This window comes from Lentzea guizhouensis, assembly GCF_001701025.1.
GTDB lineage: Bacteria > Actinomycetota > Actinomycetes > Mycobacteriales > Pseudonocardiaceae > Lentzea > Lentzea guizhouensis.
Window position 1 is genome coordinate 2344782 of sequence record NZ_CP016793.1, and the last position, 14556, is coordinate 2359337.

15 protein-coding genes are annotated in these 14556 nt (G+C 70.1%); 3 read left to right on the forward strand and 12 right to left on the reverse strand.

The window, feature by feature from the left end; translation table 11 throughout:
- Nucleotides 1–77 precede the first annotated feature (77 nt).
- Both BBK82_RS11740 and BBK82_RS11745 read left to right on the forward strand, forming a co-directional pair.
- Entirely contained in the window at nucleotides 78–497 is a 420-nt protein-coding gene (locus tag BBK82_RS11740; protein WP_154697256.1) for a GerMN domain-containing protein, read from the forward strand.
- Between the two features lie 8 nt (nucleotides 498–505).
- Nucleotides 506–1426 (forward strand): o-succinylbenzoate synthase, encoded by a 921-nt coding sequence (locus tag BBK82_RS11745; protein WP_065915037.1) that lies wholly within the window; start codon nucleotides 506–508, stop codon nucleotides 1424–1426.
- Here the strand turns inward: BBK82_RS11745 and BBK82_RS11750 are convergent.
- From BBK82_RS11750 to BBK82_RS11785, 8 genes are all read right to left on the reverse strand, one after another.
- Nucleotides 1410–2504, reverse strand: coding sequence for a CapA family protein (locus BBK82_RS11750; protein ID WP_154697257.1), 1095 nt, complete (start codon nucleotides 2502–2504; stop codon nucleotides 1410–1412). The two genes, BBK82_RS11745 and BBK82_RS11750, sit on opposite strands and share 17 nt — an antisense overlap.
- A 26-nt stretch (nucleotides 2505–2530) precedes the next feature.
- Entirely contained in the window at nucleotides 2531–3127 is a 597-nt protein-coding gene (locus tag BBK82_RS11755) for an SRPBCC family protein (protein ID WP_065915039.1), read from the reverse strand.
- Nucleotides 3124–3942, reverse strand: coding sequence for an FAD binding domain-containing protein (locus tag BBK82_RS11760; protein WP_065915040.1), 819 nt, complete (start codon nucleotides 3940–3942; stop codon nucleotides 3124–3126). Before BBK82_RS11760 ends, BBK82_RS11755 begins: the two co-directional genes overlap by 4 nt.
- The gene (locus BBK82_RS11765) at nucleotides 3939–6362 is read right to left on the reverse strand and encodes a xanthine dehydrogenase family protein molybdopterin-binding subunit (RefSeq protein WP_065915041.1); all 2424 of its coding nucleotides are present in this window, start codon (nucleotides 6360–6362) and stop codon (nucleotides 3939–3941) included. Before BBK82_RS11765 ends, BBK82_RS11760 begins: the two co-directional genes overlap by 4 nt.
- Complete coding sequence (locus tag BBK82_RS11770) at nucleotides 6359–6892, reverse strand: (2Fe-2S)-binding protein (protein ID WP_065915042.1); 534 nt, start codon at nucleotides 6890–6892, stop codon at nucleotides 6359–6361. The genes BBK82_RS11765 and BBK82_RS11770 overlap by 4 nt, the downstream gene beginning before the upstream one ends.
- 81 nt (nucleotides 6893–6973) lie before the next feature.
- Nucleotides 6974–8065, reverse strand: a complete 1092-nt coding sequence (locus tag BBK82_RS11775) for an XdhC family protein (protein WP_065915043.1) — start codon at nucleotides 8063–8065, stop codon at nucleotides 6974–6976.
- Nucleotides 8058–9032, reverse strand: coding sequence for a vWA domain-containing protein (locus BBK82_RS11780; protein ID WP_065915044.1), 975 nt, complete (start codon nucleotides 9030–9032; stop codon nucleotides 8058–8060). Before BBK82_RS11780 ends, BBK82_RS11775 begins: the two co-directional genes overlap by 8 nt.
- Entirely contained in the window at nucleotides 9029–9859 is an 831-nt protein-coding gene (locus BBK82_RS11785; RefSeq protein WP_065915045.1) for an AAA family ATPase, read from the reverse strand. The genes BBK82_RS11780 and BBK82_RS11785 overlap by 4 nt, the downstream gene beginning before the upstream one ends.
- A gap of 79 nt (nucleotides 9860–9938) precedes the next feature.
- Here BBK82_RS11785 and BBK82_RS11790 point away from each other — a divergent pair, with 79 nt between their 5' ends.
- Complete coding sequence (locus BBK82_RS11790; RefSeq protein WP_065915046.1) at nucleotides 9939–10169, forward strand: PspC domain-containing protein; 231 nt, start codon at nucleotides 9939–9941, stop codon at nucleotides 10167–10169.
- Between the two features lie 12 nt (nucleotides 10170–10181).
- On the opposite strand, the gene BBK82_RS11795 is transcribed toward BBK82_RS11790, so the two are convergent.
- The 4 genes from BBK82_RS11795 to BBK82_RS11810 are packed head-to-tail and all read right to left on the reverse strand — an operon-like array spanning nucleotide 10182 to nucleotide 14540.
- Nucleotides 10182–11549, reverse strand: coding sequence for a beta-N-acetylhexosaminidase (locus BBK82_RS11795; protein WP_083267920.1), 1368 nt, complete (start codon nucleotides 11547–11549; stop codon nucleotides 10182–10184).
- Complete coding sequence (locus BBK82_RS11800) at nucleotides 11546–12379, reverse strand: carbohydrate ABC transporter permease (RefSeq protein WP_065915047.1); 834 nt, start codon at nucleotides 12377–12379, stop codon at nucleotides 11546–11548. Before BBK82_RS11800 ends, BBK82_RS11795 begins: the two co-directional genes overlap by 4 nt.
- The gene (locus BBK82_RS11805; protein WP_237048145.1) at nucleotides 12376–13260 is read right to left on the reverse strand and encodes a carbohydrate ABC transporter permease; all 885 of its coding nucleotides are present in this window, start codon (nucleotides 13258–13260) and stop codon (nucleotides 12376–12378) included. The genes BBK82_RS11800 and BBK82_RS11805 overlap by 4 nt, the downstream gene beginning before the upstream one ends.
- A 2-nt stretch (nucleotides 13261–13262) precedes the next feature.
- Nucleotides 13263–14540, reverse strand: coding sequence for an extracellular solute-binding protein (locus BBK82_RS11810; RefSeq protein WP_065915049.1), 1278 nt, complete (start codon nucleotides 14538–14540; stop codon nucleotides 13263–13265).
- Between the last annotated feature and the right edge of the window lie 16 nt (nucleotides 14541–14556).

Here is a 14556-nt window from a genome sequence, read left to right on the forward strand (position 1 = left end):
GTGCTGTCTGGGAGAATGGAAATCGGGGGACCCCCTGGAGGGGACGCCTGCGTCAGCTCGGGCTGGTTCTGGTCGCCGTGGCGTTCCTCGCGTCCTGCGGCATCCGGCCCACCGGCGTCATCCCCGGCCTGCAAGCCCCCAGCGGCCCCGTCGAGAACCCGTCGCCCTCCATCTTCTGGGTCGCGGACGGCCAGGTCGTGCCCACCAGCCGCGTCCAGGGCAGCCTCACCGGCCGCGATGTCGTCGCGTTGCTCGCCCAGGGACCGAGCAACGCCGAGCTGCAGCGCGGGCTGACGACGGAGGTGCCGTTCGACGCGGCACCGGCGACCGTCGACCGGGTGGCGAGCGGGCTGGACGTCACGGTGTCGACCGACGTGTCGTTGCTGAGTCCGAACGCGGTGAGGCAGATCGTGTGCACGCTGCTCGCGGTGCAGGCGGTCGGGACGGTGAACCTGCGCGGTGGCGGGCATTCGCTGGAGGCGCGGAAGTGCGCTTGAATCGGGGTGTGCACGTCTATTCGATCCCGATGAACGTCCGGTTCCGCGGCATCACCGAGCGGTCGGGGGTGCTGGTCGAGGGGCCGGCGGGGTGGGGTGAGTTCTGCCCGTTCGTCGAGTACGACGACGAAGAGTGCGTGCCGTGGCTGCGGTGTGCGTTGGAGGCGGCGGACGAGGGGTGGCCGGAGCCGAAGAGGGACAAGGTCCCCGTCAACTGCACGGTGCCGGTCGTCAGCCCTGAACGAGCACACGAGATCGTGAAGAGCTCAGGTTGCGGCACCGCGAAGGTCAAGGTCGCCGAGAGCACGGTCGAGGAGGACTGCGAGCGGCTCGAAGCGGTCAGGGACGCGCTCGGGCCGCAGGGGCACGTCCGGATCGACGCGAACATGCTGTGGGACGTCGAGACGGCCGTGAAAGCGATCAAGGCGATGGACCGGGCGGCCGGCGGCCTGCAGTACGTGGAGCAGCCGTGTCGCACGCTCGACGAGCTCGCGCAGGTGCGCAGGCGGACCACCGTCCTCATCGCCGCCGATGAGTCGATCCGCAAGGCCGAGGACCCGGTGAAGGTCGCGGTGGCGGGGGCGGCGGACATCGCGGTGATCAAGGTGGCACCGCTCGGGGGCGTCCGGAGGGCCCTGGAGATCGCCGAGGCGTGCGGGCTGCCGTGCGTGGTGTCGTCGGCGTTGGAGACGTCGGTCGGCATGGCGGCGGGGATCGCGCTGGCGGCGGCGTTGCCGGAGCTCGACTACGCGTGTGGGCTGGCCACGCTGTCGATGTTCCAGGGTGACGTGACGAGCGCGCCCCTCAGGCCGGAGAACGGCTATCTGGCCGTGCCGCGAACGGCACCCGAGCCGGACCTGATCGCGGAACACGAGATCGACGACCCGAGGTGGATCGACCGGCTGAACCGGGTCAGGGCTTCCCTCTGACCAGGCCCTGCTCCGCGGCCCCCATGCTGAACACGATCCCCTCGGTCCGCTCGATCGCCCGCGTCCGCCGCTCCGAAGCAGGCACCCGCGTCAGGTCCACCAGCCGGATCGGCGGCCCGAGCTCCACCAGGGTCGGCGTGTAGGACGCCTCGACCACCGACCACCCGGCCGGACCCTGTTCGAAGCGGAACCGGGCGACCACGCCCTCCTCGGTGACGCCGCGCGGTTCGGCGTGGCGGGCCACCTCGTTGCCCAGGCCGTAGGCGACCCACTTGTTCCCGATCTTCTCGAACGGCTGCACGACGTGCACGTGGGTGCCGATGATCAGGTCCAGGGCCGGGTCGGCGAGGAGTTGGCGGGCCAGTGCCTTCTGCTCGGCGGTGGCGGCGTGCTGGTACTCGTTGCCCCACTGCACGGACAGCACGACTACCTCGGCGCCCGCGGCACGGGCGGCGCGGGCGTCGGCGAGGATCTTCGACGCGTTGATCTGGTTCGCGCGCCACGGCTGGGGCAGCGGGATGCCGTTGAAGCCGTAGGTGAAGGACAGCTGGGCGACTTTCACCCCGTTCGCGTCGAGGATCAGCGGGGCGGTGGACTCCTCCTGCGTGCGGAACGAACCCGTGTGCTTCAGGCCCACGGCGTCCATGGCGTCGAGCGTGGTGGTGATGGCCGAGACGCCGCGGTCCAGGGTGTGGTTCGAGGCCGTCGAGCAGGAGTCGTAGCCCACGTCGACCAGGCCTTTCGCCACCTCGGGCGGGGCGAGGAAGGACGGGTAGCCGAAGAACGGGCCCTCCTTCTTGCCCAGCGGCACCTCGAGGTGGCACAGCGACAGGTCGGCCTTCAGGGTCTCGCGGATGCCGGAGAACAACGGCAGGTAGTCGCGGCCGGCGGCACCTCCGTCGGCGACGGCCTGGTCGGTCAGCGCCGGGTGGATCAGGACGTCGCCACCGGCGGTGAGGGTGAACGAGCGGGCCGGTGGCGGGGCGGGTGAGGTCGGGGAGGGCGGCGGCGCCGGGGCCGAGGTGATCACGACCGGCGAGCCGGTGCACCCGGACAGCGCGAAACCGGTGGTCAGCACGAGTGCCGGCCACCGGTGAGCACGCTTCAGCGCTGCCGCCTGCGCCGCAGGACCACGAACAGCGCGACGGCCAGTACGCCGGCCGCGACGGGGAGCACGCGCTTCAACACCGGAACGCCTGCCGTGTCGATCAGGTCGATCGGCTCGTCGGGTACCACTCGGAGATGCTGCTGTTGCGCCACCTCGTCAGGATCCACGGAAGCCAGCGTGCTCGCCAGGTGTTCGGCGAACTGGCCGACCAGTTTGCCGCTGACCTCGGCGATCAGGCCGCGTCCCAGCTGGGCGGGACGGCCGGTGACGGTGAGTTCCGTCTCCACGTCGACCGTGTCGCCCACGACGAACGTCACAGTCGCCGACGCGGTGCCGTTGCCCCTGGTGTCCTTGCCGGACGCCTTCAGCACGGCGCGGCGGGCCTCGGCGTCGACCTCCACGAACTCGCCGGTCCCCCGGTACAGCAGCTGCACCGGGCCGAGCTTGACCTTCACCTCCCCGCTGAACGTCTTCCCGTCCACCCCGGTCAGCGTGGCGCCGGGCAGGCACGGCGCCACGCGTTCGGGATCGAGCAACGCCTCCCAGACCTCCTCGGCCGGGGCGGGTGCCACGAACGAATGCGACAGCTTCATCCCGCTACCGCCGCCGTCAGCGCACGGCCGGTCAGCACGCGGGCCAGGTTGTCCTTGTAGCCGTCACCGTCGGACGCCTTCTGCGCCGCCTCCGCGATGGCCGACACCGGTTGCCCGACCAGCGCGGACTCCACGTCCACCGCGCGCACGGGACCGGCGCCGACGTTCGTCAGGCCCACCCGGGCCGCCTCGATCGTGCCGTCGCGGACCTGCACCGCCGCCGCGACCGCGACGATCGACCACGCCTGCGCGACCCGGTTGAGCTTCTCGTAGTGAGCGCCCCAGCCGGTGTACTTCGGCACCCGGACGTCGATCAGGATCTCGTCGGGCGCCAGCGCGGTCTCGAAGTAGCCGAGGAAGAACTCCGCGGCCGGCACCTCACGACGACCGGACGGACCGGCGATGATCATCACCGCGTCCAGCGCCAGCACGGGTGCCAGCAGGTCGCCCGCCGGGTCCGCGTGCGCCAGCGAGCCGCCGAACGTGCCGCGGTGGCGCACCTGCGGGTCCGCCACGGTGTCGGTGACCAGCTGCAACAGCCGCGCGTGGTCGTGGATCAGGTGGTCGCGCTGCACCTCGTAGTGCGTGGTCATCGCACCGATCAGCAACGTGTCGCCCTCGTCGCGCACGCCGGTGAGCTCGCTGAGGCCGCCGAGGTCGATCAGCACCGACGGCGCGGCGAGCCGCATCCGCAGCACCGGCACGAGCGACTGCCCGCCCGCGATAAGCTTGGCGTCCTCACCGGCGTCGGCGAGCATCCGCACGGCTTCGTCCACTGAGGACGGACAGAGGTACTGGAACTCCGCCGGGATCACGGCTGTCCTCCCTGCGCGTCGATGGAACCGAGACCGCCCGCGGCCACCTCGGAGGCGTCCGCCGCACGGCCCTGCAACGCGTTCCACACGCGTTCCGGTGAACAGGGCATCTCGATGTCGCTGACACCCAGGTGCCGCACGGCGTCGATCACCGCGTTCACCACCGCGGGCGTCGAGGCGATCGTTCCCGCTTCGCCGACTCCCTTGGCGCCCAACGGGTTCGAGGTCGCCGGTGTCGTGGTCCGGTCGGTCAGGAACGCGGGCAGGTCCGCCGCGCAGGGCACCAGGTAGTCGGCGAGCGTCGCCGTCGTCAGCGTGCCCATCTCGTCGTGCACTGCCTCCTCGTACAAAGCCTGCGCGATGCCCTGCGCCAGCCCGCCGTGCACCTGACCGTCGACGATCAACGGGTTCATGACCGTGCCGACGTCGTCCACGGCGACGTACCTGACGATGCGGACCATGCCCGTCCCGGTGTCGACTTCTGTTGCGCACAAATGGGTTCCGTGCGGGAACGAGAAGTTGTCCGGGTCGAACGTGGCGTCGGCGTCCATGCCGGGCTCCATGCCCTCGGGCAGGTCGTGGGCCACGTGCGCGGCCAGCACGACGTCACCCAAAGTCCGCGCGGTCGACGTGCCCCGCACCGAGAACGAGCCGGAAGCGAACTCCACGTCCGCCTCGTCGCACTCCATCATGTGCGCGGCCAGCGTCCGAGCCTTGGCGAGCACCTTGTCCGCCGCGTGCACCAGGGCCGTTCCGCCGACGGCCAGCGAACGCGAACCGTAGGAGTCCATGCCCTTGTGCGACGTCGCCGTGTCGCCGTGCAGCACCTCGATGTCCTCGAACGGCACCCCGAGCTTGTCGGCGACGATCTGCGACCACACCGTCTCGTGGCCCTGCCCGTGCGGCGAGGTCCCGGTGATCACCTCGACCTTGCCGGTGGGCAGCATCCGGATCGACGCGGTCTCCCACCCGCCAGCGGCATAACGCAAAGCGCCCAGCACCCGCGACGGCGCCAGCCCGCACATCTCGGTGTAGGTGGAGATCCCGATGCCGAGCTGGACCGGATCACCGGCGGAGCGCCTGCGTTCCTGTTCGGAACGCATCTCCTCGTACCCGAACAGCTCCATCGCCCGCGCGGTCGCGGCCTCGTAGTTGCCGGAGTCGTAGGTCAGCCCGGCGACCGAGTCGAACGGGAACTCCTCGTGCTTGATCCAGTTCATCTCGCGGATCTTCATCGGGTCCATGCCGAGCTCCGCGGCGAGCTCGTCCATCATCCGCTCGATCGCGAACGTGGCCTCGGGCCGGCCGGCGCCGCGGTAGGCGTCCGTCGGCACCTTGTTCGTGAACACGTTGGTGCACACGAACCGGTAGGCCGCGAACTTGTAGATCGCGTTGAACATGAACGCGCCCAGGATCGGCACGCCCGGCGTGACCAGGCGCAGGTAGGCGCCCATGTCGGCGAGCAGCTCGACCTTGAGCCCGGTCACCGTGCCGTCGCGGCGGGCGGACAGGGTGATCTTCTGCAGCTGGTCGCGGCCGTGGTGCGCGGACAGCATCGACTCGGTGCGCGACTCGGTCCACTTGACCGGGCGGCCCATCCGCCGCGCGACCAGCAGGCAGAGCAGCTCCTCCGGCGTGACCTGCAGCTTGCCGCCGAACCCGCCGCCGACGTCCGGTGCGATGACGCGGATCTTGTGCTCGGAGATGCCGCTGACGGCCGAGAGCATCCAGCGCAGGATGTGCGGGATCTGGGTGGCCGACCAGACGGTGAACATGTCCGCGGCCGGGTCGACGACGACCGACCGCGGTTCCATGAACGCGGGGATCAGCCGCTGCTGGCGGAACGTCCGCTCCAGCACGACCTCGGCGTTCGCGATCTCGTCCTCGACGTCGGTGCCGCTGCCGGCCTCGGCCGAGTCGAAGATCCACGTCGCGCACTTGTTCGTGCCCAGGTCGGGGTGCACGAGGTCGTTGTCCCGCAACGCCTCCCGCATGTCGAGCACGACCGGGAGCTCGTCGTAGTCCACGTCGATCGCGGCCACCGCGTCGGCGGCGTGGTAGGCGCTGTCGGCGATCACCAGCGCGACGGCCTCACCGGCGAAGTTGACCTCGTCGACGGCCAGCGCGGGCGCGTTCGGCGCCTTCATGTCCTCGGTGATCGGCCAGGCGCAGGGCAGCGAGCCCTGTTCGGCGGCGAAGTCCTGGCCGGTGAGCACGACCGCCACACCGGGCATCGCGGTGGCGCGGCTGCAGTCGACGTTCGTGATGCGGGCGTGTGCGACGGGACTGCGCAGCACGGCCATGTGCAGCATGCCGGTCAGCTGCAGGTTGTCGGTCCACTTGGTGCGGCCGGTGATCAGGCGGGCGTCCTCCTTGCGGCGCCGGGCCTTCCCGATCTCGGGCTCCGCGGTGGCGGTCATTCGCCACCCACCGGCTGCTTGGCGGTGATGTCCTCGTCGGTGTGCTGCTCCAGGCGCGGACCGGCGCCGGGACGCATGTGGTGCGCGGCGTCCTGGACCGCGCGGACGATGTTCTGGTAGCCCGTGCAGCGGCAGAGGTTGCCCTCCAGGCCCTTGCGCACGGTCTCGTCGTCGGGATCGGGTTCGTCGGCGAGCAGGTCGATCGCCTGCATGATCATGCCGGGCGTGCAGAAACCGCACTGCAGGGCGTGGTTGTCGCGGAAGGCCTCCTGCACCGGGTGCAGCTTGCCGTCGCGGGCCAGGCCTTCGACCGTGGTGACCTCGTGGCCGTTCGCCTGCACGGCGAACATCTGGCACGACTTCACGCTGTGGCCGTCGAGGTGCACGGTGCAGGCGCCGCAGTTGCCGGTGTCGCAACCGATCACGGTGCCGGTCTTGCTCAGCCGCTCCCGCAGGTAGTGCACCAGCAGGAGCCTTGGTTCGACCTCGTCGGCGTAAGTCACTCCGTCGACGTTGACCGAGATGCGCATGAACCCTCCCAGGGGTGGTGGGCGCAAGGTGTGACGAGGGCCACTCCAGCCTCCTCCCTGTGTGCCGGTTCAACAACCCGATCAGTGGTGGATCGGTTCACCAAGATCGACGAGACGGCGGCCGGATCCCTTCCACCGCAAGGAGATGATCTCGGCGGCGATCGACACCGCGGTCTCCTCCGGTGTCCTGGCGCCCAGATCGAGGCCGATCGGCGACGACAACGTGCTCAGCTCGCTCTCGGTCACCCCGGCTTCCCGCAACCGTTGCAGGCGATCTTCGTGCGTACGGCGGGAACCCATCGCGCCCACATAGCCCACCTTGAGCCGCAACGCGATCTCCAGCACCGGCACGTCGAACTTCGGGTCGTGGGTGAGGACCGCGATGACCGTGCGTTCGTCGAGCTTGGGCGCCTCGGCCCGCAGGTACTTGTGCGGCCACGCGACGACGACCTCATCGGCCTCCGGGAAACGGGTGCGGGTCGCGAACACGGGCCGTGCGTCGCACACGGTCACGCGGTAGCCGAGGAACGCGCCGAGCCTGGCCATCGCGGCGGCGAAGTCGATCGCGCCGAACACGAGCATCCGCGGCGGCGGCTCGAACGAGTTCACGAACACGCTCATGCCCTCGCCCCGGCGCTGGCCGTCCGGGCCGTACTGGATCACGCCGGACCGCCCGCTCGCGAGCATGCCGCGCGCGTCGTCCGTGACGGCGTCGTCGGCGCGGGACGACCCGAGCGAGCCCGCACGGCGGTCAGGCCAGACGACCATCCGCTGCCCGATGCGGTCCGGGTGCTCGATGACGGTGGCGATGGCCACCGGTTCTTCGGCACGAACGGTTTCCACGACCTCGCCGAGCTGCGGGAAAGTCTCGGCGTTGATCTTCTCGACGTAGATGTCGATGATCCCGCCGCACGTCAGCCCGACGGCGAACGCGTCGTCGTCGCTGACGCCATAACGCTGCAGCACCGGCTCGCCGGTCGTCTGCGCGAGGTCGTAGACCGCACCCTCGACGCAGCCGCCGGACACGCTGCCGATCGCCTGACCGTCCCCGGTCACGAGCATCGCGGCCCCCGCCGGCCGCGGCGCCGAGCTGAAGGTCGCGACCACGGTCCCGACGCCGACGGTCTCACCGTTCGCGACCCGGTCCGCGAGGTCGAACAGGACATCACGCACGGCGCACCTCCTCCAGCAGCTCTTCCAACGCGTGCACGCTGTGCCCCGCGATCATCCTGTCCACGTGCGGGAGCGCGGCCACCACACCCCGCTGCACCGGCCGGTAGCCCGGTTTCCCGGCGTGCGGGTTCGCCCAGAGGACCCTGTGGCTGGTGCGCCTGAGGCGGGCGAGCTCGGCTGCCAGCAGGGCGGGGTCACCGCGTTCCCAGCCGTCGCTGAACAGCACGACCACCGCTCCGCGCTGCCGCCACTGCTGGTTGAAGCGCCTGATGGTGTCGCCGAGCCGGGTGCCGCCCTCGTAGTCGGGGATCGCGCGGCCGACGGCTCGCAGCGCGCGTTCCTGATCGCGCTCCCGCAGCTGCCGGGTCACGCGGGTGAGCCGGGTGCCGACCGTGCGGACCTCGACGGGCATGGCCCGCGCGACCACGTGCGCGAACCGCAGCAACGCGTCGGAGTAGGCCGCCATCGAGCCGGAGACGTCGATCAGCAGCACCAACCGGCGTGCTTTCGTGCCGCGGCGGCGGTGGCGCGGTCTCGTGATCTCGCCGCCCACCTCGATCATCGCGCGGACCGTGCGGGCGAGGTCCATCCGGCCGCGGCGGGCCTTCTTCAGCCGCCGTGACCGTCTGCGCGGCGGCAACGGCCGGAGACGGGCGATCAGCGGTGCCGCGTTGAACTCGGAGATGTCCTTGTGCTTCAACACCTCCACGTCCGAGGCGGCGACACCGACGGTCATCGAGTCGAGCTCGACGGTCGTGCGCGGTCGCGGTGGGGTGCCACCGAAGTAGGCGCGGTAGGCGGCGTCGTAGCGCGGCAGGTCGTCCGGGTCGGCGCACAACGTCAGCCGCCCCGCCCAGTAGAGGTCGACGTGCTCGGTGGCCGCGAGGAACGCCTGGACGCGATCCGGTCCGCACTGGAGCCCGGCGCCCCGCAGGACGCGCGTGAACCCGACGCAGGCCTCCGTCATCCGACGATCGTGCTCCCGATGACGCGGTCCGCGTCCTCCCGGTACTTGAGCACCGCCCCGAGCGTCGTGGCGTCCGGTTCCGTGTGGCCCAAGGCTTGCAACGCCCGCGCCCAGTCGAGCGACTCGGCCACGCCGGGCGGTTTGAGCAGGTCCAGCCCGCGCATCCGGTGCACGGCTTCGGCAACCTTGACCGCGAGCCGTTCGTCCAGGCCGGGCAGCGTTCGGCGCAGGATCGCGACTTCCCGTCCCAGCGACGGGTGCTCCAGCCAGTGGTAGAGGCATCGGCGTTTCAACGCGTCGTGCACCTCACGGGTGCGGTTCGAGGTCAGCACGGTCAGCGGCGGCGTGGTCGCCCTGATCTCGCCGAACTCCGGGATGCTGACCGCGTTCTCGCTCAGCACCTCCAGCAGGAACGCCTCGAACTCGTCGTCGGCCCGGTCGATCTCGTCCACGAGCAGCACGCACGGCGCGTTCTCCAGCGCCTGCAGCAACGGCCGGGCCAGCAGGAACCGGCGGGTGTACAGGGAGGCCTCGTCGACCTCGCCGCGGGTCTCCAGCACGCGCAGGTGCATCAGCTGGCGCGGGTAGTCCCAGTCGTAGAGCGCCTGCGTGGCGTCGATGCCCTCGTGGCACTGCAGGCGGATCAGCGGGACGTTCATCGCCTTGGCGAGCGCCAGCGCGAGAGAGGTCTTGCCGGTGCCCGGCTCGCCTTCGAGGAACAGCGGACGGCCCATGCGCACCGCGAGGAACGCCGCCGTGGCGACACCGCCGTCCGGCAGGTAACCCGCGCGGTCGAGCCCTGACGCCAGCTCCTCAGGGGAGTCCATGACCCTCAGAGTACGACTCAGGGTCGGGTTCGGGGTGGTCACCGATGTGCCGCCGCGCGAAAACGACGACTCTTGAGGCATGAACAACAACGTGCTCGACGAAGCGACGACGAAGGTCAAGAAGCTCCGGCGCAGCCGGACCGACAAGATGGTCGCCGGTGTCTGCGGCGGCGTGGCCAAGATGATCGGCGTGGACGCCGCGTTGCTGCGGATCGTCCTGGTGGCGGCGACGCTGCTCGGGTTCGGCACCGGAGCTGTCCTCTACGTCGCCGCCTGGATCCTCATGCCCGAGGAAGAGCCCGCGATGTGATCCCGGACGTGATCACCGTGGAAAACCGGGAACACCAGGTAGCCGTTGCCAGGGGTGGGGACCGTTGAGGGGCCGGTACTCCACCCCCAGGGCGTCCAGTCGCGGCAGGTGGTGTTCCCGCAGCCGTTGCACGAAACCGGGGTCCTTCTCCGCCGGTGACCACACGACCTCGGCGAACGCCGCGAGCCGCGGGAACGCCGCGTAGTCCACGCGCCGGGCCGAGTCGAGGTGCTCGGTCCAGATGTTCGCCTGCGCGCCCAGCACGCGGCCGGGTTCGTCACCCGTGAGCTCCGCGGGCACCGGTTCCCAGGCGTAGACGTCCTCCAGCGTGGTCACCGTGCCGACCGGGATGGGCTCGTCGGGCGAGTCCGACTGCCGGTAGTCGAGGTAGACGAACTCCTCGGGGCACATCACCACGTCGTGGCCCTCGCGGGCCGCCGTGATGCCGCCTTCGACACCGCGCCACGAGGCGACGACCGTGCCCGCCGGGAGCGGGCCGGAGTCCAGGACCTCGTCCCAGCCGTAGGGCCGCCGGCCGCCGCGGAGGATGTGCCGCGCGATCTGCCGGACCAGCTCGCCGTCGTGGCCGGGTGCCTCGTCGCCGCCGAGCCCGATGACCTCCGCGGGGAACACGTCCATCAGCTCGTCGAAGACCACCTTGTAGAAGTCCGCTGTGGACTGCTCGGTGTTGAGCACGCGTTCGTTGATGCCCCAGTCGGACCAGACGCCACCGCCGTGCAGCCCGAGCTCCGGGTAGGCCGCGATCGCCGCCTGCGAGTGGCCGGGGATGTCGATCTCCGGGACCACCGTGACGTGCCGCGCCGCCGCGTACGCGACGATCTCCCGCAGGTCGTCCTGGGTGTAGAAACCGCCGTGCGGACGGCCTTTCATGCCGGCGGAGCGCCGGTCGCCGAACCGCGAGTCGTCCCGCCACGAGCCGACCTCGGTGAGCTTCGGGTAGGCCTTCACCTCGAAGCGCCAGCCCTGGTCGTCGGTCAGGTGCAGGTGCAGGACGTTGAGCTTGTGCGCGGACAGCAGCTCGACCCAGCGCAGCACCTCCCGCTTGGGCAGGAAGTGCCGCGCCACGTCCAGCATCACGCCACGCCACGCGAACCGCGGGTGGTCGACGACCTCGCAGGCCGGGATGACCTGCGGCTTGTCCCCCGCCGCCCGGAACGCGCCGGGCCCGAGCAGCTGCCGCAGGGTCTGCAGCGCGTTCATCTCGCCCTCGGCGTCGTGCGCCTCGATCAGCACGCCGTCCTCGGACGAGACCAGCCGGTAGCCGCCGGGCGGACCGTCGACGAGCACGGTCTCCCAGCCCTGGTAGGGAACGAGTCTTCCGCCGTCCACATAGGACACCGGGCGTGGCAGCAGGTTCATCCCTTCACCGCCCCGGCGAGCCCGGAGACGAGCCGGCGCTGGACGAAGATGAAGAAGACGAGCACAGGGATGGTCATCAGGGTGGAGCCCGCCATGATCGCGCCCCAATCGTTCTGGTCGGGTTTGACGAAGACCTGGAGAGCCAGTGGCAGGGTCTGGTTCTCCACAGCGGAGATGATGAACGTCTTGGCGAACAGGAAGTCGTTCCAGGCGTGGATGAACGACAGCACGGACGTCGCCACCAGGCCCGGCGCGACGAGCGGGAACAGCACCTGCCAGAGGAACCGGAACCGCGAGGCGCCGTCCAGGGTGGCGGCCTCCTCCAGCTCCACCGGCACCGCGGCGACGAACCCGCGCAGCATCCAGATCGCGAACGGCAGGCTGAACGCCAGGTGCACCAGCACGAGCGAGCCCAGGTGGTTCAGGCCGAACACCGGGACCGAGTCACCGACCGACCGCATCAGGAAGAACAACGGCACGGTCAGCGCCTCGACCGGCACCATCTGCACGACCAGCAGCATGATCAGCAACGTGGTGCGGCTGCGGAACCGGAAGCGGGTCAGCGCGGTGGCGGCGAGGAACGAGATCAGGATGCTCAGCGCCACCACGATCAGCGCCACGACGATGCTGTTGAGGAAGTAGCGCCCGAAGTTCGCCACGGTCAGCGCTCGGGTGAAGCTGTCGAGCGTCGGCCGGGTCGTCCACGGCACCGGGTCGGCCGAGATGATCTCGTCCTCCGGCTTGAACGCGGACAGCACCATCCAGAACAGCGGGAACGCGACGACGCCCGCGATGACGAGGACGAACGCCTCGGTCAGCCAACGCTTCACAGCGCCTCCCCGCAACGGCGCAGCGCGCGCAGGTAGAACAGCGTGATCGCCAGCAAAAGCACGGTCATCACGACACCGATCGCCGCGCCCAGCCCGTACTCCGACGCCGCGAACGCCTGCTGGTAGGCGTAGACGTTGAGCACGAGGTTGCGCCCGGCGATGCCGCCGCCGTTGGTCATCACGTAGATCTGCGTGAAGATCTTGAAGTCCCAGATGATCGACTGGATCGTCACCACGAGGATGATCGGCCGCAGCAGTGGGAGGATCACGCTCCAGGCCGTGCGGAACGCCGACGCGCCGTCGAGCGCCGCGGCCTCCAGCACCTCGCCCGGGATCGCCTTGATGCCCGCGTAGAGCGTGACCATGACGAACGGGAACGAGCACCAGATCACCTGGGCGGCGACGAGCCCGAACGCGGTCCACTTGTCGAACGTCCAGGAGTAGCCCTGGATGCCGAGGACCTCGTTGACGAACCCGAAGTTCGCGTCGAACAGGAACAGCCAGATCGTCGACCCGGCGACGGCGGGCGTGGACCACGCGCCGAGCGCCGCCAGGAACAACGTCATCCGCACCCACGTCCTGACCCGCGTGGCCAGGATCGCGAGGAAGGCGCCCACGAGCAGCGTGCCGACCACGCAGACCGCCGCGAAGGCGACGGTCTGCCCGAGCACCGTCCAGAACTGCTGGTCACCCAGCAGCTTCTGGTAGTTGCCGAGACCGAGGAACTGCAGCGGCGCACCGCCGCTCACCTGCTCCTGGCCGTAGTCGAAGAGCGAGATGAGCACCAGCTGGTAGATCGGGTAGGCCAGCAGGCCCGCGAGCACCAGCAGCGCTGGAGCCAGGTAGGCGAACGCGGTCCGCCCCTGACCTCTGGCCGTCACGCTCACGACGTGAAGGCCGCGTTCATCGTCTTGGCGGCGTCGGCGGTGGCCGTGTCGACGTTCTTCGCGCCGGTGACGACCTCCTGCAGCATCGTCGGCAGCACCGACTGCGCCTCGATCTTCGCCCACGCCGGGGTGACGGGGACGAACTTCGTGCCCGCCTGCAGGGTCTTGGTGAACGGCTCCAGGAACTTGTCGGAGTCCGCGACCTGCTTCTGCACGTCGGTGAACGTCGGCAGGTTGCCCATCGCCGTGTACATCTTCTGCTGGTACTTCTTCGACGCGAGCAGCTGCGTGAACTCGGTCGCGAGCGTCTTGCGCTGGGTGCCCTTCATGACGCCGAGCAGGTTGCCGCCGGCGAAGGCGGGTGCGATCGAGCCCGCGGTCTTGCCGGGCAGCGGCACGACGGCGTACTTGCCGGCGGCGCTGCTGGCGTCCACGGACTTGCGGTTGAAGTCGCCGCCGATGGTCATGGCCGCCTTGCCGGCGCGGAACGCCTCGACGCTCGCGTCACCGCCGTTGCCGGCGCAGGTGGCGGGCGGGCAGATGTCGTCCTTGATCAGCTCGGTGTACTTGGCGACACCGGCCCTGGCCTCGGCGCTGTCGATGGCGGCGGTGAACTTGCCGCCGTCGGACTTGGCGATCTCACCGCCGTTGCCCCAGATGAAGGGCAGCGCGGCGAACAGGTACTTGCCGCCGGCGGAGATGCCGATCAGTTCAGGCTTGCGCTGCCGGATCTGGCGCGCGGTCGTGGCGATCTCGTCGAGCGTCGTCGGCGGCTTGAGGCCGAGCTCGGTGAAGACGTCCGTGCGGTAGTAGAGGGCGCGCACGCCGACGAACCACGGCACGCCGTAGGTCTTGCCGTCGACCTTGGCCGTGTCGAGGATCGTCGGGACCAGGTCCTTGGACTCGCTCCACGAGCCGAGGTCCAGCTCGGAGAAACCGCCGGCGGAGACGTAGCCCGCGAGGTCGGTGTTGCCGAACTCGGCCACGTCCGGCGCGCTCTTGGGGTCGCTGAAGGCGGCCTTGAAGCGTTCCGCGCGGCTCGACACCTGGATGTACTGCACGTCGACGGTCACGCCGCTGTGCTTGCCCTGGAACTCGCTGATCGCCTCCTTGACGACCGCCTCCTTGGGCCCGCGGTTGACCTCGTCGAACAGCCACACCCGCAGCTGCCCGGTCTTCTCGTCCCCTGCCGTGTTCGTGGGTCCGGACTGCACCGGAGCGCAGGCGACCACCGCGCCCACGCCCAGCACGGCCACGAGTGCCTTCAGCCTCATCGCGCCCTCCGTATTG

What these genes read in the sequence shown, in the direction of transcription:
- BBK82_RS11755 (WP_065915039.1), bottom strand. Translation starts at nt 3,127, where the DNA reads ATGAAGCTGTCGCATTCGTTCGTGGCACCCGCCCCGGCCGAGGAGGTC.
- BBK82_RS11765 (WP_065915041.1), bottom strand. Translation starts at nt 6,362, where the DNA reads ATGACCGCCACCGCGGAGCCCGAGATCGGGAAGGCCCGGCGCCGCAAG.
- BBK82_RS11770 (WP_065915042.1), bottom strand. Translation starts at nt 6,892, where the DNA reads ATGCGCATCTCGGTCAACGTCGACGGAGTGACTTACGCCGACGAGGTC.
- BBK82_RS11780 (WP_065915044.1), bottom strand. Translation starts at nt 9,032, where the DNA reads ATGACGGAGGCCTGCGTCGGGTTCACGCGCGTCCTGCGGGGCGCCGGG.
- BBK82_RS11785 (WP_065915045.1), bottom strand. Translation starts at nt 9,859, where the DNA reads ATGGACTCCCCTGAGGAGCTGGCGTCAGGGCTCGACCGCGCGGGTTAC.
- BBK82_RS11790 (WP_065915046.1), top strand. Translation starts at nt 9,939, where the DNA reads ATGAACAACAACGTGCTCGACGAAGCGACGACGAAGGTCAAGAAGCTC.
- BBK82_RS11795 (WP_083267920.1), bottom strand. Translation starts at nt 11,549, where the DNA reads ATGAACCTGCTGCCACGCCCGGTGTCCTATGTGGACGGCGGAAGACTC.
- BBK82_RS11810 (WP_065915049.1), bottom strand. Translation starts at nt 14,540, where the DNA reads ATGAGGCTGAAGGCACTCGTGGCCGTGCTGGGCGTGGGCGCGGTGGTC.